This window comes from Pseudomonas sp. QC2 (genome assembly GCF_002859085.1).
In the GTDB taxonomy this organism is placed as follows: Bacteria; Pseudomonadota; Gammaproteobacteria; order Pseudomonadales; family Pseudomonadaceae; genus Aquipseudomonas; species Aquipseudomonas petroselini.
In genome coordinates this window covers 55,020-79,789 of sequence record NZ_PKKS01000006.1, presented here as the reverse complement: position 1 = coordinate 79,789, position 24,770 = coordinate 55,020, and the positions used below count along the sequence as shown (strand labels likewise).

The window sequence follows — 24,770 nt, the reverse complement described above, 5'->3', positions numbered from 1 at the left end:
TTACTGAATGCTGTAGCCGCCGTCGATCACCATATTGGCGCCTGTGATCATCTGCGCCGCATCGCTGAGCAGGTACAGCGCCAGCCCGGCGATTTCTTCCGGTTGCGCAAAGCGGCCCGCCGGGATCTGCAATTTGGCCTTTTCACCCACTTCACCGGCCCAGGCCTTTTTGCCCAGGGCCGTTTCGACGATGGTCGGGGAGATGGCGTTGACGTTGATCTGCGGCGCCCATTCCATGGCCAGTACCTTGGTCATGCCGACGATGGCCGCCTTGCTCGCGCAATAGGCGACGTGCCGGTCCAGGCCGATCACGGCGGCCTGGGACGCAAGGTTGACGATCCGCCCGCTGCCACTGGCGAGCATGTGCCGGGCGCAGGCCTGGGCCACGAAAAAACTGGCCTTGAGATTGATGTCCAAGGTGGTATCCCAGGCGTTTTCGTCGACGTCGAGGGCCTTGTCCAACAGCGCTACGCCGGCGCTGTTGATCAGGTAATCCAGGCGTTGGAAGTGTTCGAACACGGTGTCGATGGTGTGTTGCACCTGGGTGATCTGGCTCAGGTCGACGGCGATTCCCAGGTTTCCGGCGCCGAGGCTGGCGGCAACTTCGACGACTGCTGGGTCGCGGTCCAGCAAGGCCACGCGCGCGCCGCGATCCACCAGCAGGGTGGCGCACGCCAGGCCGATCCCGGCGGCGCCGCCGGTGATCACCGCGCAACGGCCGCTGAGGTCGAAAGCTTGGTTCCAGAATCCAGACATGAATGACTCCATTTTCGAAAACGGTGGAGATCCAATGTGGAAGCGGGCGTGCCTGCGATGCGGACACCTCGGTGTGTCAGTCACACCTGATTGATGCATCGCAGGCAAGCCGGCTCCCACACTTGACCGTATTTCAAGTCAATATCTATTTACCGCCGCTGACTTGTTTGTAGAGGGCGTCGGCGTTGGCGTTAGTGATCGGCACCCACGGCAGGATGTAGGTCTTGGCGGTGCCATCGCCCCATTTCACGTCCTTGGCATAGCGCTCCCAGATCACCGACTTCGGCGTGTAGTCCTTGCCGGCCAGCGCCCGCAGCGCCACGTCCAGCGCGCCCTGGGATTGGGCCTGGGCGTCCTGGAGGAAGGTGGTGACCTCGTCTTTCTTCGCCGCTTGGATTGCATCCGGCATGCCGTCGATCGAGGTGACAGGCACGTCCTTGGAGGTCAGCCCGTGAGACTTCAAGGCCTGCACGGCGCCCAGGGCCATGTCATCGTTCTGCGCGATCACGCCGTTGATGCCTTTGGGGTGAGCGTTCAGCCAGTCTTCGGTCAGCGCCAGGGCCTGGGCGCGGTCCCAGTTGGCGGTCTTTTTCTCGATGATCTTGATGCCTGGGTGTTTGCCCAGCACTTCCAGTTCGCCTTTTTCCCGGTCGATCTGCGCCGACTGGCCGATCGGCCCCTGGATGATCACCACGTTGCCCTTGCCGTTGAGCTTGTCGACCATGGCCTGAGCCTGGAGGCGTCCGCCTTCCACGTCGTCATTGCCCACATAGGGCACAGCGGCATCGGCAACTTTGGTATTGGAGGCAATGACCACCACGTCGTTGCTCATAGCCGCCTTGACCGTGCCGACACCGGCCTTGGTGTCGATGGGCACGAACAGGATCGCGTCGTAGTGCTGGGTCACCATGTTTTCGATCTGGTTATTCTGGGTCAGGGCGTCGTAGTTGCCGTCGAACACGGTCAGCTGCACGGTGCCGTCCTTGACCGCCGGGTGTTCCTTGAGCTCGCGGACCCAGTTCTGCATGAACTGGCCTTTGAGGCCGTAGACGGCTGCGCCGATTTTATAGGTCTTGCCATCGGCGGCCATTGCGATACTGCTGGCGAGCAGGGAGAGGGCCGCCGCGGCGGCCAAGGTGGTACCAAGTTTCATAAATAGAACTCCAGTTATTGTTATCGGTCGTTCTCTAGCGTTTTTTCTTGCGCCACACGTCGATCAGTACTGCGAACACGATGATCAGGCCCTTGGCGACCTGCTGGTAATACGAGGACACGCCGAGCAGGTTCAGCCCGTTGTTGATCACGCCGATCAACAGTGCGCCAAACAGCGTGCCGACAATGCTGCCGGTACCGCCCGACAGGCTGGTGCCGCCGATCACCACGGCGGCAATCGCGTCCAGTTCGTAGGAAACCCCGGCCTGGGGCAGGGCGGAGGTAGTGCGTGCCGACAGCACCACGCCGGCCAGTCCGGCGAGCAGGCCCGAGACCACGTACACCGAAAACATCACCTTGCGCACGCCGATGCCTGAGGTGCGTGCGCTCTTTTCATTGCCGCCCACCGCGTACACATAGCGGCCGTAGGTGGTGTAGCGCAGCACCATCCAGAAGATCAGCGCGACCACGGCAAAGATGATGATCGGCACACCGATCGGGCCGATCTTGCCGATGCCCAGGGCCAGGTACGCGTCGGGCAGGTCGGTGATCGGGCTGCCGTCGTTGAGGATGAAGGTCATGCCCCGCGCAATGCTGAGCATGCCCAGGGTCGCCACGAACGGCGGGATCGACAGGTTGGCGACCATGAAGCCATTGACCACGCCGAGCATCGCGCCGGCAAACATCCCCGCGCTGACCGCCGCCAGCAGGCCGTAACCCTGGGTCGCGACCATGGCGCTGCACAACCCGGCAAAGGCCAGGATCGAACCCACCGACAAGTCGATGCCCTTGGTGAGGATCACGTAGGTCATGCCCACCGCGAGGATGCCGTTGATGGAGGTCTGGCGCAGGATGTCCATCCAGTTGCGCCAGGTCATGAAGTATTCGCTGGAGAACGCCATCACCACGCACAGCAGGATAAACACCAGCGGCAGGCCGAAACGGTCGAGAGACAGGCGCAGGCGATTGCGTGGCGCGGCAGCAATGGGGGCAGCGGCAGGTGTAGACAGTGTTTTGGCATTCATGAGGCAAGACTCAACAAGGCTTCCTGGGAAAGGGCGGTGTCGGTGCTGATGGTCACCAGCCGGCCGCCTTTGAATACGGCGATGCGATCGCTCAGGTGCAGCAACTCCGGAGCTTCCGACGACACCACGATGGCGGCGCCACCGGCACGCACGAACTGGTCGAGCAGGTGGTAGATCTCCTGCTTGGCGCCTTCATCGATACCGCGGGTGGGTTCGTCACACAGCAGGCACACCGGCTCGGTGGACAGGCACTTGGCGAGCACCACTTTCTGCTGGTTGCCGCCGCTCATGGAGGCCACCGGCAACGCCAGGGAAGTGGTCTTGATCTGCAGGCGCTTGACCATGTCCTGGGCCAGTTGGGTTTCCTTGCGCGCATTGATCAGCGACCAACTCGACAGACGCTTGTAGGCTGACAACGCAATGTTGGAAAGAATGCTGTCGGTCAGCACCAGGCCGCTGTCCTTCCGGTCTTCGGTGACCAGCGACATACCGGCATTGATGGTCGCCTTGGGCAGCCCGATCGGCATGGGTTTGCCCTGCAGCGTGACGCTGCCGGAGTCAGCCACCGTGAGGCCATAGATGCAGTTGAGGAATTCGCTGCGCCCTGAGCCCATCAAGCCATAGATGCCGAGGATTTCACCCTGGCGCAGTTGCAGGCTGATGTCGTGGAACTCGCCGGCGCGGCTCAGGTTGTCGACCTGCAGGCAGGTGTCGGCGGCACATTCGCGGCCGACCTTGTGGTCGATGCGGGTCAGTTCTTGGCCGACGATGCCGCGCACCAGATGGTTGCGGTCGATATCGGCCATGCGCCCGCTTTCGACAAAGGCGCCGTCGCGAAAGATGCTGTAGTCATCGGCGATCTGCGCCAGTTCGCTGAGGCGGTGCGACACATACACGATACCGGCGCCCCGGGCGGTGAGGCGGCGGATGGCCTTGAACAGGGTTTCCGCTTCGCGCTCGCCGATGGCTGAAGTGGGCTCGTCCATGATCATCACCTGGCAGTCATGGCTGAAGGCCTTGGCGATTTCCACCAGTTGGATCTGCGCCACGCTCAGGCGGTGCATGGGGCGGGTGGCGTCGACCTCGAACTCCAGGCTTTCGAGCAACTCGCGGGTGCGGCGGTTCAGGGTCTTGGTGTCGACAATGCAGCCGGCGCGACGTGGTTCGCGTCCCAGCCAGATATTTTCGGCGACGGTCATGTAGGGGATGGATTCCAGCTCTTGGGTGATCATCGCGATCCCCGCCGCCAAGGCTTCACTCGGGCGGTTGAACTGCACCGCTGTGCCGTTGAGCAGGATGCTCCCGGCATCACGCGGGGTGATGCCCATCAGGATACTCAGGAATGTCGATTTGCCTGCGCCGTTGCCGCCGCACAGGGCGTGGACGCTACCGGCCCGCAACGAGAGGCGGCCGTCACGCAGGGCAGGAACCCCGGCGTAAGCCTTGGCGACGTGTTCAGCCTGGAGCAGTAATGGCGTGGCCATCGGCGTGTCCTCGTGCTGTGAATTCTTATTAGGTCGCAGAGTCATGTTTCGCTGTGCACATATGTGTATCAAATGAAATTCTGATCAGTCAATCTCTTTAATGTAAAAGCGCCGATTCTCATCTTTGTCGGCAATAACGCCTTTACAGAGGCGTTTGACTGACGAGTCAGTTAAATCAAGCTTGACAGAGAGGGGCGTATGACCGAGAAATGTCTGAGCGGAATTTCACTGAATGATCATTTGATCAGTCGTAAGTACGATCACGGCAGCGGAGCCAGACGCCATGAACACACCTTTCCCGGTGGCTATCGGATGCGATGAAGCGGGTTTTGAGCTCAAAGAGCTGTTGAAGCGTCATATCGAGGCGTTGGGCTACCCAGTGACCGACTTCGGCACCCATTCCACCGCGCCCGTGCTTTACCCGGACATCGCCCTGGCCGTGGCCACGGCGATCAATGCCGGGCAGCAGCGACTGGGCGTGCTGGTGTGCGGCACCGGGATCGGCATGGCCATTTCCGCTAACAAGGTGCTGGGCATCCGGGCGGCCCAGGCCCATGACACGTACTCGGCGGAGCGCGCACGCAAGAGCAACGATGCGCAGATCCTGTCCATCGGTGCGCGGGTGATCGGCGCCGAGCTGGCCAAGAGCATCGTCAAGTCGTTCCTGGAGTCGGAGTTCGAAGCCGCGCGTTCCGGGGCCAAGGTGGACCGGATCAATGCGATCGAGCGCGATGGGCATCAGTAGTGGACTAAACGGGGCCAGAGTCGGGAGAATGCGCCTTTGACGCCGAAACGGAAGCCCGTCCCCATGAGTGACAGTACCCAGCGCATTGCCAGCGATATCGATCAGATGACCGAAGTGGCGATGCTCTATTACCTCGAGAACGTCACTCAGGAAGCCATTGCCAAGCGCTTCGACCTGTCGCGGGCAAAGGTCAGTCGCCTGCTCAAACGTGCGCGCGATGAGGGTATTGTCGAGGTGCGCGTGCTGCAGCATCCGGCCATGAACAACGAGCTGGAGCAGGCGTTGGTCACGCGCTTCAAGCTGGATCGCGCGTTGATCGCGGTCGATCATAGCGACCCCGATACCCAGCGTTCGGCCGTCGCCAGCCTGGTGGCCAACTACCTGAACAAAACATTGAGCGATGGCATGATCGTCGCCGTCGGCATGGGGCGCAACGTGGGTGCGGTGGCCGATAACGTGTTCCTGCCGGTGACGCGCAACTGCACGTTTGTTTGCGCGATCGGCGGTTCGCTCAAGGCTGGCGAATACATGAACCCCGACCATATCTGTCGGCGCCTGGCCCTGCGGTTTGGCGGTGAAAGTGAAAGCCTGTACGCCCCGGCCCTGGTGGCCAACCCGGAACTGCGTGGCGTGTTGATCAATAACGATACGGTGCGTTCGACTCTCGACCGGGCGCGGCGGGCGGATATCGCGTTGATTGGCATTGGTGACATGAGCGAAAACAGCAACATGGTGCGCATGGGCTGGTTCTCGCCCCAGGAAATCGCCCAGGCGCGGTTGTCCGGCACCGTGGGTGACATGATGGGGTACGACTTTATCGACATCCACGGGCAGCCCGCGGTCAACGCCATTCAGGGGCGGGTGATCGGCCTGACGGTACAGGAGTTGTTTCGGATCCCGGATGTGGTGGCGATTGCCAGCGAGAACACCAAGGCGGCGGCGACGCTGGGGGCGTTGCGGTCGGGGGTGATCAACACGCTCGCCACGACGGTGACGAATGCCCATACGATTTTGGCGCTTGACGACGCGACGCGCAAAACCTGACAGGGCGCAGATTAAAATGTGGGAGCCGGCTTGCTCGCGAATGCGGTGTATCAGCCAGCCTAGGTGTAACTGAAATACCGCTATCGGGGGCAAGCCCCCTCCCACATGGGCTTTGGGTGTGCTTGAAGTACAGGTTTTGTAATAGTTTTGCGTTTTAGGAAATTTGTGTTTCGAATGTAGGATTCAAGTCCTTTTGTTATTTCAGGACTTGCATGAACACCCTCTCGGAGCCTCCCAGTCGTCTTTCCCCAAGACATCCGCTGTCGCTGCTGCCTTTCGAACACCCCGTATTCCGACTGCTAGCCTTGTACCGGTCCACTGACCGCACTTTGCCGTGCCCGGCATTCTGAACATTGACTGAAGAGACTCTATAAATGGAATGGTTAGCGGATCCAACGGCCTGGCTCGGCCTGTTGACCTTGATTGTGCTGGAACTGGTGCTCGGCATCGACAACCTGGTGTTTATCGCGATCCTGGCGGACAAACTGCCACCGGAGCAGCGCGACCGTGCGCGTCTGATCGGTTTGTCCCTGGCGTTGCTGATGCGTTTGGGCCTGCTGGCGAGTATTTCCTGGTTGGTGACCCTGACCCAGCCGCTGTTCGAGGTGTTCGACAAGAGCTTCTCCGGGCGTGACCTGATCATGCTGTTTGGTGGTGTGTTCCTGCTGTTCAAGGCCACCATGGAATTGCATGAGCGCCTCGAAGGCCACGTGGCCCAGCGCACAGGCCATGTGGCCTACGCGATGTTCTGGCCGATCGTGGCGCAGATCGTGGTGCTCGACGCGGTGTTCTCCCTCGACGCGGTGATCACGGCCGTGGGCATGGTGGACGAGCTGGCGGTGATGATGATCGCGGTGATCGTGTCCATCGGCCTGATGATCGTGGCGAGCAAGCCGTTGACCCGCTTCGTCAACGCACACCCCACCGTGATCATGCTGTGCCTGGGCTTCTTGATGATGATCGGTTTCGCCCTGACCGCCGAAGGCCTGGGCTTCCATATTCCGAAAGGCTACCTGTACGCGGCCATTGGTTTCTCGATCCTGATCGAAGTGTTCAACCAGATCGCCCGTTCACGCCGCAAGAAGTCCGCGCAAGGTGTGTTGCCGGTGCGTGAGCGCACCGCCCACGCGGTGATGCGTTTGCTCGGCGGCCGCAGCCTGGCGGTGGAGGAGGTGGATGAAGAGGTTGCCGATCTGCTGGGCGAGTCGGACGCGAGCCAAGGCCCGCTGTTTGATCGACGCGAGCGTGTGATGATCAGCGGCGTGCTGCAACTGGCCGAACGGCCGATTCGCACCTTGATGACGCCGCGGGCCAAGGTTGACTGCATCGATCTGGCGGACGATCCCGACAGTATTCGCCTGAAACTGATGCATTCGTCCTACTCGCGGCTGCCGTTGATCCGCAACGGGGCTGTCGATGAGCCACTTGGCTTTGTGCACAAGAAGGAACTGCTCAAGGAATACCTGTCCGGCAACGAGCCGAACCTGGAGCACCTGGCGCGCCGCGCGATCAACCTGCTTGAGAGCTTTTCGATCCTCAACGCGCTGGAGCAGATGCGCCAGGAGTCGACCCATATTGCGTTCGTGATCAACGAATTCGGTGACTTCATGGGCGTGCTGAGCATGACCGACATTCTCGAGTCCATCGCCGGTGAGTTGCCGGATGCCAGTGAGATCGAGGGGCCGGATATCGTTGAGGAAGGCGATGGCTTCCGTGCCAATGGCGCCTTGAACCTTAACTTGGTGCGTCAGCGCACCGGCTTCAAGGCTGTTGCGACCGAGGATTACCAGACGCTGGCCGGGCTGGTCATGAGCCTGTTGGATCGCCTGCCAGTGGTGGGCGATAGCCTGGAGCACGAGGGCTGGCGCCTGACGGTCGCGGCCGTTGAGGAGCGCCGGGTGACGCAGGTGCGTCTGGTGCCTGCTGCTGCGCATAGCGGCTGAATAGCTCGTTGAGTGTTTGCTCCTGGGTTTCCCTGGGGCCAAACCCGTTGAGTGTTTCCTTGATTTTGCCATTGGCGTGCACCACCAGTGTGGGCGTGCTAATCACCTGTTCGAGCCTGGGGGTTTTGGCGGTATCAAGCACCAGGCTTTTCACTGCCGGGTTGTATTTTTTGGCGATGGGTTCGAAAAGCTCCGCAGCGATTGCGCAGCCCGGACACGTCTGCGAAACAAACAACATGAAAACGGTCGGGTGCGCAGCCAGCACTGACTGATATTCCTCGTTGCTGGCAATGACGTCTGTGGCAATTCCCATGGTGATCTCCCTGTCGGCTGCGGTGTTTGGGCCAACGCTAAGCTGGGATATCACCCCCGTCTACTGTCAACCTTCACAGGTCGCCGTTACGCTCCACGCGTTCGCGCGCCTTGCGTGCCTGGCTTGCACATTTCTTGTATTCCAGATTGTCCCGTGAGGCCTTCGCCTGGCGGTAGCCATGGTGGTTCTGACTGGTGTAGTTGGTGCTCAAGGCGTCATTGAGCTTGCGCAGTTCTTCTTTGCATTCGCGACGGTCGTTGCTGGCCGAGGCGCTGCCGGCCGTCAGGAAAGCGAGCAAAACCAGGGTGAGACGGAGCTTCATCAGGGCGGGGTCCTTGTCGGCAGAGATGTGCCAAGGCTAGTCCAGTGTGGGGATTTTTCCAGGCTGCCTGCGCACTGCAACGGTGCGCGGCAAGGTGGTTGTGGCGCACTCGATTGAGGCCTGTCACCGGCATGTGGGGCCTTGGGTAGCAATGTGATTCCAGATGCTGGCGTAACGCCTTGCCGCTTATGAATAGTCATCTGACTGATTTATAACGAATTTAAAGACGTCATATTTTTCTGTTACCGCGTGTGGCACACTTTCTGCTGTCTATTCCGTTGTTACATACTAAGTTCCGGTATAGCGGAATACACAACTCCTGGAGTGCTTGTCATGCATCACCGACCTTCCGTGTTTAAAGCGTGTGTTTTTCTCTTCGCCGCATCGGCTTCCCTCGCCAGCGTAGTGCAGGCGGCGGACAGCAAGCTCGATGATGTGCTCAAGCGTGGGCACCTGATCGTGGGTACAGGCAGTACCAATGCGCCGTGGCACTTCCAGGGAGCGGATGGCAAGTTGCAGGGGTTTGATATCGACATCGGCCGCATTGTGGCCAAGGGCTTGTTCAACGACCCGAGCAAGGTCGAGTTCGTGGTGCAGTCCTCCGACGCGCGGATTCCCAACCTGCTGACCGACAAGGTCGACATGAGTTGCCAGTTCATCACCGTCACCGCCAGCCGTGCGCAGCAGGTGGCCTTCACCCTGCCGTACTACCGCGAAGGCGTGGGCCTGCTGCTGCCGAACAACAGCAAGTACAAAGAGATCGAAGACCTGCAGGCCGCCGGCGACAGCGTCACCGTGGCCGTGCTGCAAAACGTCTACGCCGAAGAGCTGGTGCACCAGGCGCTGCCCAAGGCCAAGGTCGACCAGTACGACAGCGTCGACCTGATGTACCAGGCCGTGAACTCCGGTCGCGCCGATGCCGCCGCCACCGACCAGTCCTCGGTCAAGTACCTGATGGTGCAGAACCCAGGCCGCTACCGCAGCCCGGCCTACGCCTGGAGCCCACAGACCTACGCGTGCGCCGTCAAGCGTGGCGACCAGGACTGGCTGAACTTCGTCAACACCGCGCTGCATGAAGCCATGACCGGCGTGGAGTTCCCGACCTACAAGGCCTCGTTCAAGCAATGGTTCGGTGTGGACCTGCCGGAGCCGGCGATCGGTTTCCCGGTTGAGTTCAAGTAAATCGAAAACCTGGGGCGTCGCTGAAGGCGCCCCAATCAGGTACTGCCGACCATGAACTATCAGTTGAACTTTGCCGCCGTGTGGCGCGACTTCCCCAGCTTGCTGGCGGGGCTCGGCCTGGGCCTTGAGCTGGCGCTGCTGTCGATTGCGATTGGCTGCGTGATCGGCCTGATGATGGCGTTTGCCATGCTGTCCAGGCACAAGGCGCTGCGCGTGCTCGCCTCGGTGTACGTGACGGTGATCCGCAATACGCCGATCCTCGTGCTGATCCTGTTGATCTACTTCGCCTTGCCCAGCCTGGGTATCCGCCTGGACAAGATCCCGTCGTTCATCATCACCTTGTCGCTGTACGCCGGTGCCTACCTGACCGAAGTATTCCGCGCCGGGCTGTTGAACATTCCCAAGGGCTTGCGTGAAGCCGGGCTGGCCATCGGTTTGGGTGAGTGGCGTATCCGTGCCTACATCACCGTGCCGGTGATGCTGCGCAACGTGCTGCCCGCGCTGTCGAACAACTTCATTTCGCTGTTCAAGGACACCTCGCTCGCCGCCGCCATCGCGGTGCCCGAGCTGACCTATTACGCCCGCAAGATCAACGTCGAAAGCTACCGGGTGATTGAAACCTGGCTGGTCACGACCGCGCTCTACGTGGCCGCCTGTTACCTGATTGCCATGCTGCTCCGTTACCTGGAACAGCGTCTGGCGATCCGTCGTTAAGGAAAGTTTCCATGTACGAATCCCCCAGCTGGTTGCATGAGTTGTGGATCGCCCGGGATACCCTCTGGGCGGGCTTCCAAGCCAGCGTTTATGTGTCAGCGTTGGCGATTATCTTTGGCACCCTGATCGGCATCGTCGCCGGATTGGTCCTCACCTACGGCAAATTCTGGATGCGTGCGCCGTTCCGCCTGTACGTCGACCTGATCCGTGGCACGCCGGTGTTTGTGCTGGTATTGGCGTGTTTCTACATGCTGCCGGCGCTCGGTTGGCAGATCAGCGCGTTCCAGGCCGGTGCGGTCGGGCTGACGCTGTTCTGCGGCTCCCACGTGTCGGAAATCGTGCGCGGTGCGCTGCAAGCCATTCCCCGTGGGCAACTGGAAGCGGGCAAGGCGATCGGCCTGACGTTCTACCAGTCCCTGGGTTACGTGCTGTTGCCCCAGGCGCTGCGCCAGATCCTGCCGACCTGGGTCAATTCTTCCACGGAAATCGTCAAGGCCTCGACCTTGCTCTCGGTGATCGGCGTGGCCGAGTTGCTGTTGAGCACCCAGCAAGTGATCGCGCGCACTTTCATGACCCTGGAGTTCTACCTGTTCGCCGGGTTTCTGTTCTTTGTCATCAACTACGCCATCGAATTATTCGGGCGCTACATTGAAAAGCGGGTGGCCTTGCCATGAACCAACCTCACACCAACCCACCGCTGCTGAACATCCGCGGCCTGCGTAAACAATACGGTGAGGTCGAAGTGCTCAAGGGCGTCGACCTGTCCATGCAGCGCGGCAATGTGGTGACCTTGATCGGGTCCAGCGGCTCGGGCAAGACCACGCTGTTGCGCTGCGTCAACCTGCTGGAAGAATTCCAGGGCGGGCAGATCACCCTGGATGGGGAGTCCATCGGCTACAGCGAAATCGCCGGCAAGCGCGTGCGTCACCCCGAGCGCGTGATTGCCCAGCACCGGGCGATGACCGGCATGGCGTTCCAGCAGTTCAACCTGTTCCCGCACTTGACCGCGTTACAGAACGTCACCTTGGGCTTATTGAAAGTTAAGAAAATGCCTAAGGACGAGGCAGTGGTATTGGCAGAAAAATGGCTGGACCGTGTAGGACTTTTGGAGCGCCGCAACCACTTTCCCGGCCAGCTGTCCGGCGGCCAGCAACAGCGCGTGGCGATTGCCCGCGCGATTGCCATGAACCCCAGCCTGATGCTGTTTGACGAAGTCACCTCGGCCCTCGACCCGGAACTGGTGGGCGAAGTGCTCAGCGTGATCAAGGGCCTGGCGGAGGAGGGCATGACCATGTTGCTGGTCACCCACGAGATGCGCTTTGCCTATGAAGTCTCGGACAAGATCGTTTTCATGAACCAGGGCCGCATTGAAGAGCAGGGCACCTCGAAGGATATTTTCGAACGCCCGCAATCGCCGCGCCTGGCGGAATTTCTCAAGAACATTCGTTTTTAATCAGGAGCATAGTTTTATGAGCATCACTCGTTACGGTGCCGGCAGTACTGCCGGCGGCGGCCAGCCCCGTCCCTTCGCCCGCGCCGTGGAAGCGGACGGTTGGTTGTACGTCTCGGGCCAAGTGCCTGCGGTGGACGGCGAAATCATCACCGGCGGGATCATCGAGCAAACCCGCCAGACCCTGCGCAACGTGGTGGCGATCCTTGAAGAAGCCGGCTACGAGCTCAAAGACGTGGTGCGCGTTGGTGTGTGGCTGGAAGACCCACGGGACTTCTGGAGTTTCAACAAGGTGTTCGGCGAATACTTCACCCCGGAACACGCCCCGGCGCGCGCCTGTGTGCAGGCCAACATGATGGTTGATTGCAAGGTGGAGATCGATTGCGTGGCCTACAAGAAAAAAGGCTAAATGCCCCCACTCTCAAGCCCACCGCAAATCCAATGTGGGAGGGGGCTTGCCCCCGATGGCGGTGAGTCAGTCACACATGCATGTGCTGACACTCCCTCATCGGGGGCAAGCCCCCTCCCACAGTAGAATTGTGTCGTACCCAACAACTTCGACCGGACCGAAATTGCCATGACCGAAGACACCATCAAACGCCGCGCCAAAGGCCTGGACCGTGCATTCGATATCCTCGATTTTCTCAAGGAAATCGGCCAGCCCCTGCGCCCGAATGATATTGCCAGCGGCATCGGCAGCCCCAAGTCCACCGTCTACGAATTGGTCGCATCCCTGCTGGAGCGACGCATCCTGGAAACGGTGGGCAAGGACGGCCACGTCTACCTCGGCCGTCAGTTGTACTTTCTCGGCCAGGCGCACTTGCGTCATTTCGACCTGACCCGCGAGGCCGACCATGCCTTGCAGGAGATCGTCAGCCAGACCCACGAAACCGCGCAGATGTGCCTGCTCAACGGGCGCAAATACACAGTGGCGCTGATGCGCGAGGGCGAGCGGCATTTTCGCATTTCCTCGGACATCGGTGAAAACGCACCGATCCCGTGGACGGCGTCCGGGCGCCTGTTGCTGGGGCACTTGAGTGACCAGCAGATCGTCGACCTGATCGACCACGATGACTTCATCCTGCCGGACGGCCAGCGCCTGCCGCTGGAGACTTTCCTGGCACAAATCCGCCAGGCCACCCTCGATGGGTTCTTTTCCTTCGACAGCGTGGCCGACACCTTTACCCATTGCTTTGCCGCCCCAGTGCGGGACGCGCAAGGCATCAGCATTGCGACCCTGTGCATCGTCGCCCCACGCGCCGATGCCAGCAAAAACTACAACGACTATCGCCGGGTGTTGATCGAAAGCGCCAACAACCTGGCCCGGCGCATCAACGAATAGGAGTTTCCATGTCTGCCCTCAACGCTGTTGAAAAAGGCGCCGCCGCCGTCGGTGCCCACCTGGTCCGCGATGTCAGCCTGCCGGCCCTGGTGCTGCACCGCGACGCCCTGGAACACAACATCCGCTGGATGCAGGACTTTGTCAGCAAGAGCGGCGCGGAACTCGCGCCCCACGGCAAGACCAGCATGATGCCGGCGCTGTTCCAGCGCCAGCTCGCCCAAGGCGCCTGGGGCATCACCCTGGCCAACGCGGTGCAGACCCGCGCGGCCTACGCCGGCGGTGTACGCCGTGTGCTGATGGCCAACCAACTGGTGGGCGCGCCGAACATGGCGCTGATCGCCGACCTGCTGGCCGACCCGGATTTCGACTTCCACTGCATGGTCGATCACCCCGATAACGTTGCCGACCTGGGCCTGTTCTTTGCCGCCCGTGGCTTGCGCCTGAACGTGATGATCGAATACGGCGTGGTCGGTGGCCGTTGCGGGTGCCGCAGCGAGCAGGAGGTGCGCGACTTGGCCAAGTCGATCAAGGCGCAGCCGTCCCTGGCCCTCACCGGTATCGAAGGTTATGAAGGTGTGATCCACGGCGAGCACGCCATCAGCGGCATCCGCGACTTCGCGGCCAGCCTGGTGCGCCTGGCGGTGGACCTGCAGAACAATGGCGCTTTCGACTTGCCCAAGCCGATCATCACGGCCTCGGGTTCGGCCTGGTATGACCTGATCGCCGAGTCGTTCGAAGAGCAAAACGCTGCGGGTCGCTTCCTCAGCGTGCTGCGCCCCGGCAGCTACGTGGCCCATGACCACGGCATCTACAAAGACGCGCAATGCTGCGTGCTCGACCGCCGCAGCGACCTCAGCGAAGGCTTGCGCCCGGCCCTGGAGGTCTGGGCCCACGTGCAATCGATGCCCGAGCCGGGCTTTGCGGTGATCGCCCTGGGCAAGCGCGACGTTGCCTACGATGCCGGCCTGCCGGTGCCGCTCAAGCGCTACAAGGCCGGGATTCTCCCGGCGCAAGGCGATGACGTGGGGGCGTGCAAGGTCACGGCGGTGATGGACCAGCACGCGTTCATGACCGTAGCGCCTGGGGTTGAACTGCGTATTGGCGACATCATTTCGTTCGGCACTTCGCACCCGTGCCTGACCTTTGACAAGTGGCAGGTCGGCTGCCTGGTGGATGAGCAGTTGCAGGTCATCGAGTCTCTGCATACCTGCTTCTAGACCGCGCCGTTCCTATCGCGGGTATGCCCCCTCCCACCATTGAATAGGTTCACACATCAAACGGTGGGAGGGGGCTTGCCCCCGATGAGGCCATCAGCCACGCCCGAGACAATCACTATGAACACCCAACTCCGAATCGCCCTGATCGGCGAATGCATGATCGAACTGCAACACCGCGCCGACGGCAGCTTGCACCAGAGCTTCGGCGGCGACACCCTGAACACCGCGGTGTACCTGCGTCGCGAACTGGGCGACACCGGCAGCGTCGACTACGTCACCGCCCTGGGCGACGACAGTTTCAGCGATGCCATGTGCCGGCAATGGACGGAGGAAGGCCTCGGCCTGGGCATGGTGCAGCGCCTGGCCGGACGTTTGCCAGGCTTGTACTGCATCCAGACCGACGCCAACGGCGAGCGCAAATTCCTCTACTGGCGCAACGAAGCCGCCGTACGCGACTGCTTCACCACGCCCGCCGCCGAACCGATCCTGGCCGCCTTGCCGGACTATGCCGTGGTGTATTTCAGCGGCATCACCCTGGCAGTGCTGGGGGAAATTGGCCGTGGGCGTTTACTGCAGACCCTTATAGAAACCCGTCGGCGCGGCGGCAAGGTGGTGTTCGACAACAACTACCGGCCGCGGTTGTGGGCCAGTGTCGAGGCGGCGCGCGCGGCGTATCGCACAGTGTTGGCAGAAGTGGATATCGCCTTGCTGACCGAGGATGACGAGCGGGCGTTGTTTGGCTACGCCGACAGTGAGCAAGTGTTCGCGGCGTACCCGGCGATTGAAGAAGTGGTGCTCAAACGTGGCGCGGATGCGTGCCTGATCCGGTGCAAAGGCGAGCGGTTTGCGGTGCCGGCGATCAAGGTCGAACAGGTGGTGGATACGACGGCGGCGGGGGATTCGTTCAGTGCGGCGTACCTGGCCAGTCGGTTTAAGGGCGGCACTCCGGAGGTGGCGGCTTTGGCCGGGCATCGGTTGGCCAGCCGGGTTATCCAGGTGCCGGGGGCGCTGATTCCCAGGGGGTGAATGGCCGCCTGCGGCGGATCGGGGGCAAGCCCCCTCCCACAGTTGACCGCATTTCATCTGGAGGAATGCAGTCACTTGTGGGAGGGGGCTTGCCCCCGATAGCGGTCCGCCGCCAACCCCTCAATCCCGGTAAAACACCTGCACCAAGTGATACCCAAACTTGCTCTTGATCGGCCCGTGAACCACCTTCACCGGCTTCTTGAAGATCACCGCATCAATCGCCCCCACCATCTGCCCTGGCCGCACTTCGCCCAAATCACCGCCGCGTTTGCCGGACGGGCAGGTGGAGTACTTCTTGGCCAGCACATCAAACGCCTCGCCCTTGGCGATACGCTGCTTGAGTTGTTCGGCTTCTTCGCTGGTTTTCACCAGGATATGACGGGCTTGGGCTTTCATTGATCTCTACCAGGTGTGCGACGGCGCGCGATTATGCCTGAACTCATGGGTCGACGCTGATCATGCTGCGGATTTTGGTCGCCAGCAGGTCGATGGAAAACGGCTTGGCGACCATGTCCATGCCGTCCTCGAGGAACCCCTGGCGCTCGGCGGCTTTCTCGGCGTAACCGGTCATGAACAGCACGCGCAGGCCCGGCCGGTGCTGGCGGGCGATCTCGGCCAGTTGTCGGCCGTTCATGCCGGGCAGGCCGACGTCGGTGACCAGCAAGTCCACGCGCAAGTCCGATTCCAACAGCGGCAATGCGGTACGCGCATCGGCGGCCTGGTGTGCGGTGTAGCCCAGCTCATCGAGTACATTGACCACCAGCATGCGCACCGCCGGGTCGTCCTCGACCACCACGACCGCCTCACCCGCCAGCGCCAATGGCGCCTCGCCCGAGTGAGGCGGCAGGTTGCTTTCCAGCGACGTGCCGTGCAGGCGCGGCAGGTACAGGCGCACGCAGGTGCCCTGGCCCGGTTCACTCTGAATCGTCACGTGGCCACCGGACTGCTGGGCAAACCCGTAAATCATCGACAGCCCCAGGCCGGTGCCCTGGCCGATGGGTTTGGTGGTGAAGAAGGGGTCGAACGCCTTGGCGAGGATTTTCGGCGCCATGCCGGTACCGTTGTCACACACACCGAGCATCACGTAGTCGCCGGCCTTGACCGGTTCCAGGGTGGTGATGTCGGTGCCGTCCAGGTAGCTGTTGGCGGTTTCGATGAGTATCTCGCCGCCATCGGGCATGGCGTCACGGGCGTTGATCACCAGGTTGAGCAGGGCGTTTTCCAGTTGGCTGGCATCGGTGTTCACCGGCCAGATGTCGTGGCCCAGTTGCACGTTGAGTGTGATATGCGCACCTTTGGTCCGCCGGAATAAATCTTCCAGGGAGGCCACCAACTGGTTCGGGTTCAGCGGTTGAAGGTCCAACGACTGGCGCCGCGAGAAGGCCAGTAACCGGTGGGTCAGGGCGGCGGCACGATGGGCCGAGGACACGGCGGCATCGGTAAAGCGCCCGATGTCATCGCTGCGCCCGGCGGCGATATAGCGCTGCATCAGGTCCAGGCTGCCGATGATACCGGTGAGCATGTTGTTGAAGTCGTGGGCGATACCGCCGGTGAGCTGGCCCACCGCTTCCATCTTCTGCGCATGGCGCAGGGCATCTTCGGCGCGTTCGCGCTCGAACATTTCGTTTTGCAGGCGTTGGTTGGCCTCGGCCAGTGCCTGGGTGCGCTGGGCGACCCGTTCCTCAAGGTTTTCGTTAAGGTGGCGCAGGGCTTCTTCGGTGAGTTTGCGTTCGGTCTCATCGATCACAAAGATGTAGAAACCATTCACCGAGCCGTCAGTGCTGAAGCGCGGCAGGTACTTCATCAAGGCATGGCGTGGCCGCCCGTCGCAGTGCGGTGTGATGGTCATGAAGCTGCAGGGCTTGCCCTTCAGCGCGGCGGCGATCTTGTCCGCGCGCCCGGCATACACCTCGTCACCGAGCACTTCGCGGATGGTCTTGCCGTACAGCTCCTGGGGCGTCATGCCGTACCACTCCAGGTACGCACTGTTGTTCAGGCGAAAACGCTGTTCATGGTCGACATAGCCGATCAGCACCGGCATGGCGTTGATGATCAGTTGCAGCTCGGTCTGGCTTTGGCGCAGCGCCTGCTCGGTGTGTTTGCGCTCGGTGAGGTCCAGCGCGGCGCCGAGGAAGCGCGCCGGGCGGCCTTGGTGATCCTTGTAGCAACGTCCGCGGGCGAACACCCAGCGCACCTGGCCGTCGGCTTGCAACAGGCGGTACTCTTCGGCGTACTCGGTGCCGAAGGTGATGCAATGCTTGATGCTGCGCGCCACCATGCCCCGGTCTTCGGGGTGCACGCCTTGCAGGTAGTCGCTGATCGGCAGCCTGCCAGCCTCGCTGGGGTCGACGCCGTGCAGGTAGGCGAAGTGGGCGTCGGCGATAAAGTGGTCCTCGCCGATATCCCAGTCCCAGGTGCCCACCGCGTCGGTCGCCGCCAGTGCAAGCTGCAAGCGTTGTTCGGTGTTGTGCTGGGCCTTGCGGCGTTCGTTGGTTTCGATGGCGGTGACCAGGATGCCGGCGACACACCCGCTTTCGTCGCGGATCGGGCTGTAAGTCAGGTCCAGCCAGATCTCAGTGTCGCGATTATGGCGTTGCAGTACGAAGCGCTGCTCGCTGAAGGTACGCACCTGGCCACTGAGCACGGCATCGTAGATCGGCGCGGTAAAGCTTTCCAGCTCCGGCCAGGTCTGGTGCGCCGGTTGGCCCATGGCGTCGGGGTGCTTGTTGCCGGCCAACTGGGCGAAGGCGTCGTTGTAGAGTTGCGTCAGTTGGTCGCCCCACAGCAGGAGCATCGGCATCGGCGAGTGGACGACGATATCCACGGCCGTGCGCAGGCTTTGCGGCCACTCATTGGCCTCACCGAGGGGGCTTTGCGCCCAGTCCAGCCGCGCAATCATTGCGGCGGCTTCGCTGCCGGTGGAGGTTGCCTTCATGTAAAAACCCTGAGCGTAACGCTTTGAAAGATGACAACACCCATTATCCCGTGAGTCGGGAATGGGTGACTACCCCCGAAAAATAGCATGCATTCGGGGATTGTCTTCAAATGAGTGCGTCAGCGCTGAAACCTTTCACCTTTCAGTCAGTTCGGGCCGGTCGCGAAACTGTTCCAGGGCTTGCGGGTTGGCCAGGGCGTCGGTGTTCTTCACCGGTTCGCCGTGCACCACATTGCGCACCGCCAGTTCAACGATCTTGCCGCTGATGGTGCGGGGGATATCGGTGACAGCGAGGATCTTCGCCGGTACGTGGCGGGGTGTGGTGTTGGCGCGGATCACTTGGCGGATCTGCTGCTCAAGGGCTTCATCCAGCTCGACACCGTCATTGAGGCGCACGAACAGCACCACCCGTACGTCATCCTGCCAGCGTTGGCCAATGGCCAGGCTCTCCTGCACCTGCGGGACTTTTTCCACCTGGCGATAAATCTCTGCCGTGCCGATGCGCACGCCACCGGGGTTGAGCACCGCGTCGGAACGCCCGTGAATCAACAGGCTGCCGTTGGGGCGTTGCTCGGCATAGTCGCCCTGGGCCCAGACACCGGGGAACTGGCTGAAATACGAGGCGCGCAGCTTCTGGCGCTCCGGGTCGTTCCACAAGCCGATGGGCATGGCCGGAAAGTGCCGGGTGCACACCAGTTCGCCTTTTTCGCCGACCAGCGGCTGGCCCTGGTCGTCCCACACTTCAATCGCCATTGCCAGGCTCTTGCACTGCATTTCGCCGCGCCGCACCGGCAACACTGGGTTGCCGATCACAAAGCAGGAAACGATATCGGTGCCACCGGACATGGATGACAGGCACAGCTCGCCCTTGATCTCGCGGTACACGTAGTCGTAGCTCTGCGGCGACAGCGGCGAGCCGGTCGAAATCAGCCCTTTGAGGCTGCCCAGGTCATGGCTCAGGCGCGGTTGCAACCCGGCCTTTTCCAGCGTGGCGAGAAACTTGGGGCTGGTGCCGAACACGCTGATCTTTTCCGCGTCGATCAGGTCAATCAGGCGCTCCGGTCCCGGATGAAACGGCGAGCCGTCATACAGCACCGCCGTGGCGCCGATGGCCAGTACCGACACCAGCCAGTTCCACATCATCCAGCCGCAGGTGGTGTAGTAGAACAGGCAGTCATCGCGGGACAGGTCCGCATGCAGGCCGTGTTCCTTGAGGTGCGTGAGCAGCACGCCGCCGGTGCCGTGGATGATGCACTTGGGCACGCCGGTGGTGCCGCTGGAATAGAGAATATAAAGCGGATGATCGAACGGCACCGCGACGAACTCAGGTTCGCCGCCAGGCCGGTAGAAGTCCGACCACCGCGTGACGCGGGCATGGGTCTGATAGTCCTCGACCCGTGCCTGGGGCCGTGCGTACGGCACAATGATCAACTGCTCCAGGGACGGCAGGCGCGCGAGGATTTCATTGAGCTTGGCGGTCTGGTCGATGTCTTTACCGGCATAGCGGTAGCCCGCGCAGGTGATTAGCACCTTGGGTTCGATCTGGCCGAATCGGTCAATCACACCCTGGGTGCCGAAGTCCGGCGATGAACACGACCAGATCGCCCCGAGGCTGGTGGTGGCAAGCATGCCCACCAGGGTTTGCCAGGTGTTGGGCATGCACGCGGCGACGCGGTCGCCCTGAGTGACACCGGCAGCCCGCAAGCTTTTTTGCAGGCCAGCGACATGGGCGGCGAGTTCGGCGTAGGTCAATTGCTCGCGTTGGCCGTCTTCGCTGATGGCCACCACGGCCGGGTGATCATCGCGCCGGCGCAACAGGTGCTCGGCAAAGTTCAGGGTCGCGCCGGGAAACCACTGGGCGCTGGGCATCTCGGCGTCTTCGATCAGCACTGCGCTGGGCGGGCTGCGAAACTGCACGTCGAAGAACGCCACGATCGCCCGCCAGAAGTCCGGGCGCTGGTCGATGCTCCACTGGTGCAGGGCCGGGTAGTCGCTGAGCTGCACGCTGTAGCGGTCATTGATAAAGCGCCGGAACTGGTCCATCCGCGTGTTGGCGATGCGTTCGGGGGAGGGTTGCCAGAGAATGTCGGACATCAGCAAGGTCTCTTGTTCTTATCGAGGTCTTCCACACAATACAGTTCAAATGTGGGAGGGGGCTTGCCCCCTCCCACATTTTGAACTCCAGTGTCTGGTGTTACTGGGCCAGCCAGCCTCCATCGATATTCCACGCCGCGCCGCGCACTTGACTGCCGGCCTCGCTGCACAGGAAGAGCACCAGTTCACCCAACTGCGGCGGCGTTACAAACTCCAGCGACGGCTGCTTCTCCGCGAGCAAATCATGCTGGGCCTGCTGCGGGTCCACGCCGTTGGCGGCGCGATCATCGATCTGTTTCTGCACCAGCGGCGTCAATACCCAGCCCGGGCAAATCGCGTTGCAGGTGACGTTGCTGGTGGCCGTTTCCAGCCCGACCACTTTGGTCAAGCCAATCACGCCATGCTTGGCCGCCACGTACGCTGCCTTGCCCACCGAACCGACCTGGCCATGCACCGAAGCGATGTTGACGATACGCCCCCAGCCCTTGGCTTTCATCCCCGGCAGGCTCAAACGCGTGCTGTGGAACACCGACGACAGGTTGATCGCGATGATCGAATCCCAGCGCTCGGCGGGGAAGTCTTCGACCGCCGCCACGTGCTGGATGCCGGCGTTGTTGACGAGGATGTCCACGCCGCCGAACTCACGCTCGGCGTAAGCGATCATGTCGGCGATCTGCGCCGGGTCGCTGACGTCGGCCGGGTGGTGGCCGACCTTGCCGCCGAAGGCCTGCACCTGGGCGATGACCGCACTGGCATCGCCGAAGCCGTTGAGGATCAGGTTGGCGCCGGCCTTGGCCAGGCTCAGGGCGATGCCCAGGCCGATGCCGCTGGTGGAACCGGTGACCAGGGCGGTCTTGCCGTTCAATGTCGTCATGAAAACCTCACACAATGCCGGTGGCATAGAAAGTACCGATCACCACGAACACCGCGAGGGTCTTGATGATCGTGATGCCGAAAATGTCCTTGTAGGCTTCGCGGTGGGTCAGGCCGGTGACCGCCAGCAGCGTGATCACCGCGCCGTTGTGGGGCAGGGTGTCCATGCCGCCGCTGGCCATGGCCGCGACGCGGTGCAGCACTTCAAGGGGGATATTGGCCGCATGGGCCGCCGAAATAAAGCTCTCGGACATGGCCGCCAGGGCGATGCTCATACCGCCGGAAGCAGAGCCGGTGATACCGGCCAGCAGGGTCACGGTGATCGCCTCGTTGACCAGCGGGTTGGGGATGCCCTTGAGCCAGTCCGCCAGCACCAGAAAGCCCGGCAGCGAGGCGATCACCGCACCAAAGCCGTATTCCGACGCGGTGTTCATCGCCGCCAGCAGCGCACCGCTGACCGCGCTTTTACTGCCTTCGGCGAGTTTGCTTTTGATCGCCGACCAGCCAAACACCAGCACCATGACGATGCCCACCAGCAGTGCGGCCTGCACCGCCCAGATCGCCGTCAGCTTGGCGATTTCGGTGGTCACCGGCGTGCTCATCCCCGGCAAGCTGAGGCTGTGGGTCTTGCCGTACCACTGCGGGATCCAGTGGGTGAACAACAGGTTCATCACGCCCACCAGGATCAGCGGCGACAGCGCGATCCACGGGTTGGGCAGGGTGAGGTTTTCGGCGGTTTCCGGCTCGTTGCGCAGCTCGGTGCCATAACCTTCACCGGCACGTTGCGCCTTGTTGCGCTGGCGCGCCAGGTACAGCATGCCGGCGCAGAACACGAAGATCGTACCGATCAACCCCAGCCAGGGCGCGGCCCAGGCCGTGGTGTTGAAGAACGTGCTGGGGATGATGTTCTGGATCTGCGGCGTGCCGGGCAGGGCGTCCATGGTGAACGAGAACGCGCCGAGGGCGATGGTCGCCGGGATCAGGCGCTTGGGGATATTGCTCTGGCGGAACATCTCCGCCGCGAACGGGTACACCGCAAACACCACCACGAACAGCGACACGCCGCCGTAGGTGAGCAGGGCGCAGACCAGCACGATCACCAGCATCGCCTGGCGCGTGCCGAGCAAGCGGATCGCCGCCGCCACGATCGAGCGTGAAAAGCCCGACAGCTCGATCAGCTTGCCGAACACCGCGCCAAGCAGGAACACCGGAAAGTAGAGTTTGATGAAGCCAACCATCTTTTCCATGAACACCCCGGTAAACGCAGGGGCGACGGCGGAAGGGTCAGTGAGCAGGACAGCGCCGAGGGCGGCGATGGGGGCAAACAGGATAACGCTATAGCCACGGTAAGCAGCCAGCATCAGCAGCGCGAGGGCTGCCAGGGCAATGATCACACTCATGGTGTGTCTCCATCGAATTGTTATTTTTGTGGGGTGAGGCTTTGGTTAAGGGCTATAGCGAGATGTGTGCCAATTATTTAAGTGGTTGAAAAATATAGATAATCTTTGGTGGGTGGTGTGCCGTTTCAGCTACTGTCTCTAAATTGAGACAAATGATGAGCCAATGTGGGAGGGGGCTTGCCCCCGATGGCTGTGTTTCAGTTGCTTGTGAGTTGACTGACACACTGCCATCGAGGGCAAGCCCCCTCACACATTGAAAAGTCTCTATATTGATAATGGTGTCTCTTTTTAGAGATCAGTCGATGCCCAGGGCCACCATCTTCTTGTACAGCGTCGACCGCCCAAGCCCCAACCGCTTGGCCGCTTCCACCACATTCCCCTCGCACGCCCTCAACGCCGCGCCAATCACCTGCCGATCAAACCGCTCCCGCGCTGCGCTGAACGACTCACCCTCAACCGCCGGCACGGCACTGCCACGCTCCACGGGGGTGAAGGTGCCAATCGCCGCACGAATCTCACCGGCATTCAGCACCAGGTCATCACTCAGCAACGCCGCCCGCTCCAGCACATTGCGCAGTTCACGGATATTCCCCGGCCACGCATGCTGTGCCAGCAAGGCCAACGCCGCGTGGTCCAGTTCATGCTGGCTGCGCAGCTCCTCCAGGATCGCCTCGCTCAATGCCGGAATATCGTCCAGCCGTTCACGCAACGGCGGCACCTGGATCGGCAGCACATTCAGCCGGTAATACAGGTCGGCGCGGAACTCCCCGCGCTTGATCGCCGCTTCCAGGTCCATGGACGTGGCCGCGATCACGCGCACATCGCTGTGCAGCATCTCGTTGGAGCCGACCGGCTCGAATTCCTTTTCCTGCAGCACCCGCAGCAGTTTGCTTTGCAGCGGCAGCGGCATGTCGCCGATTTCATCCAGGAACAAGGTGCCGCCCTGGGCAATCTGGAATTTGCCCGGACGGCCCTTGCGGTCGGCGCCGGTAAACGCGCCCGGTGCGGTGCCGAAGAACTCGGCCTCCAGCAGGTCAGCGGGAATCGCGGCGCTGTTGATACTGACAAAGGCCTTGTGCGCCCGCGTGGAGGCACCGTGAATCGCCTGGGCCAGCAATTCCTTGCCGGTGCCGGTTTCGCCCAGCAGCAATACCGGCGATTCGGCACTCGCACTGCGCCGCGCCCGGCGTTTCACCTCGAGGCTGGCAGCGCTGGTGCCGATGAAATGCGCGAAGTTGTACTTGCTCTGGCGTGAACGCAGCAGCGAGCGCGTCGAGGCCAGCTCTTGCTGCATGCTCAGGTAGCGCTCGATCAGCGGCGACAGGTTGCGCAGCTCATCAAACAAGGCGAACCCGATTGCGCCGATCACCGCGCCGGCCTCGTTGTGGATCGGCAAGCGCATCACCACCAGTGGCCCCTTGGGCGTGTCCTGGATATCCAGCAGGATCGGCTGGTCATTGCGCACCACCTGGCGCAACAGGCTATTGGAAATCACCTGCTCGCATGGCTGGCCGATGGCTTCGTCGGCGCTTTTCAGGCCGAAGCGCTTGGCGTAGCGCTCGTTCATCCAGACGATATTGGCGTCGCGGTCGACAATCACCGTGCCTTCGCTGGACTGCTCGATGATCTCGAACAGCGACTGGATGGCCAGGCCACGAACCTGTTGGTAGTCCTTGAGGTTATCGGTGATGTTCATGTTTAGGCCACCAACACAAATTGGACATGGAATCGCGATCCTTGTGGGAGCGGGCGT

At 61.8% G+C, this 24,770-nt stretch carries 22 protein-coding genes and 1 pseudogene; 11 read left to right on the top strand and 12 right to left on the bottom strand.

Annotated elements, in window-relative coordinates:
- From QCBJ_RS06160 to QCBJ_RS06145, 4 genes are all read right to left on the bottom strand, one after another.
- Positions 1 to 756, bottom strand: a complete 756-nt coding sequence (locus QCBJ_RS06160; protein WP_102060316.1) for an SDR family oxidoreductase — start codon at positions 754 to 756, stop codon at positions 1 to 3.
- Between the two features lie 145 nt (positions 757 to 901).
- Positions 902 to 1,909 carry a substrate-binding domain-containing protein gene (locus QCBJ_RS06155; protein ID WP_102060315.1) on the bottom strand — a complete coding sequence of 336 codons (1,008 nt, stop codon included), beginning with the start codon at positions 1,907 to 1,909 and terminating at the stop codon, positions 902 to 904.
- A gap of 34 nt (positions 1,910 to 1,943) precedes the next feature.
- Entirely contained in the window at positions 1,944 to 2,933 is a 990-nt protein-coding gene (locus QCBJ_RS06150; protein ID WP_102060314.1) for an ABC transporter permease, read from the bottom strand.
- Positions 2,930 to 4,417 carry a sugar ABC transporter ATP-binding protein gene (locus QCBJ_RS06145; RefSeq protein ID WP_102060313.1) on the bottom strand — a complete coding sequence of 496 codons (1,488 nt, stop codon included), beginning with the start codon at positions 4,415 to 4,417 and terminating at the stop codon, positions 2,930 to 2,932. The genes QCBJ_RS06150 and QCBJ_RS06145 overlap by 4 nt, the downstream gene beginning before the upstream one ends.
- A 283-nt stretch (positions 4,418 to 4,700) precedes the next feature.
- Between QCBJ_RS06145 and rpiB the strand changes: the two genes are divergently transcribed.
- The 3 genes from rpiB to QCBJ_RS06130 all read left to right on the top strand — a co-directional run bounded on the left by rpiB (position 4,701) and on the right by QCBJ_RS06130 (position 8,149).
- A complete protein-coding gene (gene rpiB, locus QCBJ_RS06140) occupies positions 4,701 to 5,162 on the top strand; it encodes a ribose 5-phosphate isomerase B (RefSeq protein WP_064053881.1) in 462 nt (153 codons plus the stop codon).
- A gap of 63 nt (positions 5,163 to 5,225) precedes the next feature.
- Positions 5,226 to 6,206 carry a sugar-binding transcriptional regulator gene (locus QCBJ_RS06135; RefSeq protein WP_064053880.1) on the top strand — a complete coding sequence of 327 codons (981 nt, stop codon included), beginning with the start codon at positions 5,226 to 5,228 and terminating at the stop codon, positions 6,204 to 6,206.
- 374 nt (positions 6,207 to 6,580) lie between these two features.
- Complete coding sequence (locus tag QCBJ_RS06130; RefSeq protein WP_102060312.1) at positions 6,581 to 8,149, top strand: TerC family protein; 1,569 nt, start codon at positions 6,581 to 6,583, stop codon at positions 8,147 to 8,149.
- 22 nt (positions 8,150 to 8,171) lie between these two features.
- Here QCBJ_RS06130 and QCBJ_RS06125 read toward each other — a convergent pair.
- Positions 8,172 to 8,462: pseudogene (locus tag QCBJ_RS06125) on the bottom strand (thioredoxin family protein); the annotation flags it as partial.
- 73 nt (positions 8,463 to 8,535) lie between these two features.
- Positions 8,536 to 8,784, bottom strand: a complete 249-nt coding sequence (locus QCBJ_RS06120) for a hypothetical protein (protein WP_012723816.1) — start codon at positions 8,782 to 8,784, stop codon at positions 8,536 to 8,538.
- A gap of 333 nt (positions 8,785 to 9,117) precedes the next feature.
- On the opposite strand from QCBJ_RS06120, the gene QCBJ_RS06115 reads away from it, so the two are divergent.
- The 8 genes from QCBJ_RS06115 to QCBJ_RS06080 all read left to right on the top strand — a co-directional run bounded on the left by QCBJ_RS06115 (position 9,118) and on the right by QCBJ_RS06080 (position 15,715).
- Positions 9,118 to 9,966 (top strand): transporter substrate-binding domain-containing protein, encoded by an 849-nt coding sequence (locus tag QCBJ_RS06115; protein WP_071493089.1) that lies wholly within the window; start codon positions 9,118 to 9,120, stop codon positions 9,964 to 9,966.
- Between the two features lie 51 nt (positions 9,967 to 10,017).
- Positions 10,018 to 10,680 (top strand): amino acid ABC transporter permease, encoded by a 663-nt coding sequence (locus QCBJ_RS06110; protein WP_012723818.1) that lies wholly within the window; start codon positions 10,018 to 10,020, stop codon positions 10,678 to 10,680.
- 11 nt (positions 10,681 to 10,691) lie between these two features.
- Positions 10,692 to 11,354, top strand: a complete 663-nt coding sequence (locus QCBJ_RS06105; RefSeq protein ID WP_012723819.1) for an amino acid ABC transporter permease — start codon at positions 10,692 to 10,694, stop codon at positions 11,352 to 11,354.
- Positions 11,351 to 12,133, top strand: coding sequence for an amino acid ABC transporter ATP-binding protein (locus tag QCBJ_RS06100; protein WP_012723820.1), 783 nt, complete (start codon positions 11,351 to 11,353; stop codon positions 12,131 to 12,133). Before QCBJ_RS06105 ends, QCBJ_RS06100 begins: the two co-directional genes overlap by 4 nt.
- Before the next feature lie 16 nt (positions 12,134 to 12,149).
- The gene (locus QCBJ_RS06095; protein WP_012723821.1) at positions 12,150 to 12,539 is read left to right on the top strand and encodes a RidA family protein; all 390 of its coding nucleotides are present in this window, start codon (positions 12,150 to 12,152) and stop codon (positions 12,537 to 12,539) included.
- A 168-nt stretch (positions 12,540 to 12,707) separates the two neighbouring features.
- Complete coding sequence (locus QCBJ_RS06090) at positions 12,708 to 13,472, top strand: IclR family transcriptional regulator (protein ID WP_012723822.1); 765 nt, start codon at positions 12,708 to 12,710, stop codon at positions 13,470 to 13,472.
- A gap of 8 nt (positions 13,473 to 13,480) precedes the next feature.
- Entirely contained in the window at positions 13,481 to 14,689 is a 1,209-nt protein-coding gene (locus QCBJ_RS06085; protein WP_093545283.1) for an amino acid deaminase, read from the top strand.
- A gap of 117 nt (positions 14,690 to 14,806) precedes the next feature.
- A complete protein-coding gene (locus QCBJ_RS06080) occupies positions 14,807 to 15,715 on the top strand; it encodes a sugar kinase (RefSeq protein ID WP_102060311.1) in 909 nt (302 codons plus the stop codon).
- Between the two features lie 120 nt (positions 15,716 to 15,835).
- On the opposite strand, the gene QCBJ_RS06075 is transcribed toward QCBJ_RS06080, so the two are convergent.
- From QCBJ_RS06075 to QCBJ_RS06050, 6 genes are all read right to left on the bottom strand, one after another.
- Entirely contained in the window at positions 15,836 to 16,111 is a 276-nt protein-coding gene (locus QCBJ_RS06075; protein ID WP_003174397.1) for a peptidylprolyl isomerase, read from the bottom strand.
- A gap of 43 nt (positions 16,112 to 16,154) precedes the next feature.
- Positions 16,155 to 18,650, bottom strand: a complete 2,496-nt coding sequence (locus QCBJ_RS06070; protein ID WP_012723825.1) for a PAS domain-containing sensor histidine kinase — start codon at positions 18,648 to 18,650, stop codon at positions 16,155 to 16,157.
- A 135-nt stretch (positions 18,651 to 18,785) separates the two neighbouring features.
- Positions 18,786 to 20,744 (bottom strand): acetoacetate--CoA ligase, encoded by a 1,959-nt coding sequence (locus tag QCBJ_RS06065; protein ID WP_102060310.1) that lies wholly within the window; start codon positions 20,742 to 20,744, stop codon positions 18,786 to 18,788.
- 100 nt (positions 20,745 to 20,844) lie between these two features.
- The gene (locus QCBJ_RS06060) at positions 20,845 to 21,618 is read right to left on the bottom strand and encodes a 3-hydroxybutyrate dehydrogenase (protein WP_046034061.1); all 774 of its coding nucleotides are present in this window, start codon (positions 21,616 to 21,618) and stop codon (positions 20,845 to 20,847) included.
- A 7-nt stretch (positions 21,619 to 21,625) separates the two neighbouring features.
- Complete coding sequence (locus QCBJ_RS06055) at positions 21,626 to 23,017, bottom strand: GntP family permease (RefSeq protein WP_046034062.1); 1,392 nt, start codon at positions 23,015 to 23,017, stop codon at positions 21,626 to 21,628.
- Between the two features lie 295 nt (positions 23,018 to 23,312).
- Positions 23,313 to 24,713, bottom strand: a complete 1,401-nt coding sequence (locus QCBJ_RS06050) for a sigma-54-dependent Fis family transcriptional regulator (RefSeq protein WP_102060309.1) — start codon at positions 24,711 to 24,713, stop codon at positions 23,313 to 23,315.
- Positions 24,714 to 24,770 lie beyond the last annotated feature (57 nt).

What these genes read in the sequence shown, in the direction of transcription:
- QCBJ_RS06160 (WP_102060316.1), bottom strand. Translation starts at nt 756, where the DNA reads ATGTCTGGATTCTGGAACCAAGCTTTCGACCTCAGCGGCCGTTGCGCG.
- QCBJ_RS06155 (WP_102060315.1), bottom strand. Translation starts at nt 1,909, where the DNA reads ATGAAACTTGGTACCACCTTGGCCGCCGCGGCGGCCCTCTCCCTGCTC.
- QCBJ_RS06150 (WP_102060314.1), bottom strand. Translation starts at nt 2,933, where the DNA reads ATGAATGCCAAAACACTGTCTACACCTGCCGCTGCCCCCATTGCTGCC.
- QCBJ_RS06145 (WP_102060313.1), bottom strand. Translation starts at nt 4,417, where the DNA reads ATGGCCACGCCATTACTGCTCCAGGCTGAACACGTCGCCAAGGCTTAC.
- rpiB (WP_064053881.1), top strand. Translation starts at nt 4,701, where the DNA reads ATGAACACACCTTTCCCGGTGGCTATCGGATGCGATGAAGCGGGTTTT.
- QCBJ_RS06135 (WP_064053880.1), top strand. Translation starts at nt 5,226, where the DNA reads ATGAGTGACAGTACCCAGCGCATTGCCAGCGATATCGATCAGATGACC.
- QCBJ_RS06130 (WP_102060312.1), top strand. Translation starts at nt 6,581, where the DNA reads ATGGAATGGTTAGCGGATCCAACGGCCTGGCTCGGCCTGTTGACCTTG.
- QCBJ_RS06120 (WP_012723816.1), bottom strand. Translation starts at nt 8,784, where the DNA reads ATGAAGCTCCGTCTCACCCTGGTTTTGCTCGCTTTCCTGACGGCCGGC.
- QCBJ_RS06115 (WP_071493089.1), top strand. Translation starts at nt 9,118, where the DNA reads ATGCATCACCGACCTTCCGTGTTTAAAGCGTGTGTTTTTCTCTTCGCC.
- QCBJ_RS06110 (WP_012723818.1), top strand. Translation starts at nt 10,018, where the DNA reads ATGAACTATCAGTTGAACTTTGCCGCCGTGTGGCGCGACTTCCCCAGC.
- QCBJ_RS06105 (WP_012723819.1), top strand. Translation starts at nt 10,692, where the DNA reads ATGTACGAATCCCCCAGCTGGTTGCATGAGTTGTGGATCGCCCGGGAT.
- QCBJ_RS06100 (WP_012723820.1), top strand. Translation starts at nt 11,351, where the DNA reads ATGAACCAACCTCACACCAACCCACCGCTGCTGAACATCCGCGGCCTG.
- QCBJ_RS06095 (WP_012723821.1), top strand. Translation starts at nt 12,150, where the DNA reads ATGAGCATCACTCGTTACGGTGCCGGCAGTACTGCCGGCGGCGGCCAG.
- QCBJ_RS06090 (WP_012723822.1), top strand. Translation starts at nt 12,708, where the DNA reads ATGACCGAAGACACCATCAAACGCCGCGCCAAAGGCCTGGACCGTGCA.
- QCBJ_RS06085 (WP_093545283.1), top strand. Translation starts at nt 13,481, where the DNA reads ATGTCTGCCCTCAACGCTGTTGAAAAAGGCGCCGCCGCCGTCGGTGCC.
- QCBJ_RS06080 (WP_102060311.1), top strand. Translation starts at nt 14,807, where the DNA reads ATGAACACCCAACTCCGAATCGCCCTGATCGGCGAATGCATGATCGAA.
- QCBJ_RS06075 (WP_003174397.1), bottom strand. Translation starts at nt 16,111, where the DNA reads ATGAAAGCCCAAGCCCGTCATATCCTGGTGAAAACCAGCGAAGAAGCC.
- QCBJ_RS06070 (WP_012723825.1), bottom strand. Translation starts at nt 18,650, where the DNA reads ATGAAGGCAACCTCCACCGGCAGCGAAGCCGCCGCAATGATTGCGCGG.
- QCBJ_RS06065 (WP_102060310.1), bottom strand. Translation starts at nt 20,744, where the DNA reads ATGTCCGACATTCTCTGGCAACCCTCCCCCGAACGCATCGCCAACACG.
- QCBJ_RS06060 (WP_046034061.1), bottom strand. Translation starts at nt 21,618, where the DNA reads ATGACGACATTGAACGGCAAGACCGCCCTGGTCACCGGTTCCACCAGC.
- QCBJ_RS06055 (WP_046034062.1), bottom strand. Translation starts at nt 23,017, where the DNA reads ATGAGTGTGATCATTGCCCTGGCAGCCCTCGCGCTGCTGATGCTGGCT.
- QCBJ_RS06050 (WP_102060309.1), bottom strand. Translation starts at nt 24,713, where the DNA reads ATGAACATCACCGATAACCTCAAGGACTACCAACAGGTTCGTGGCCTG.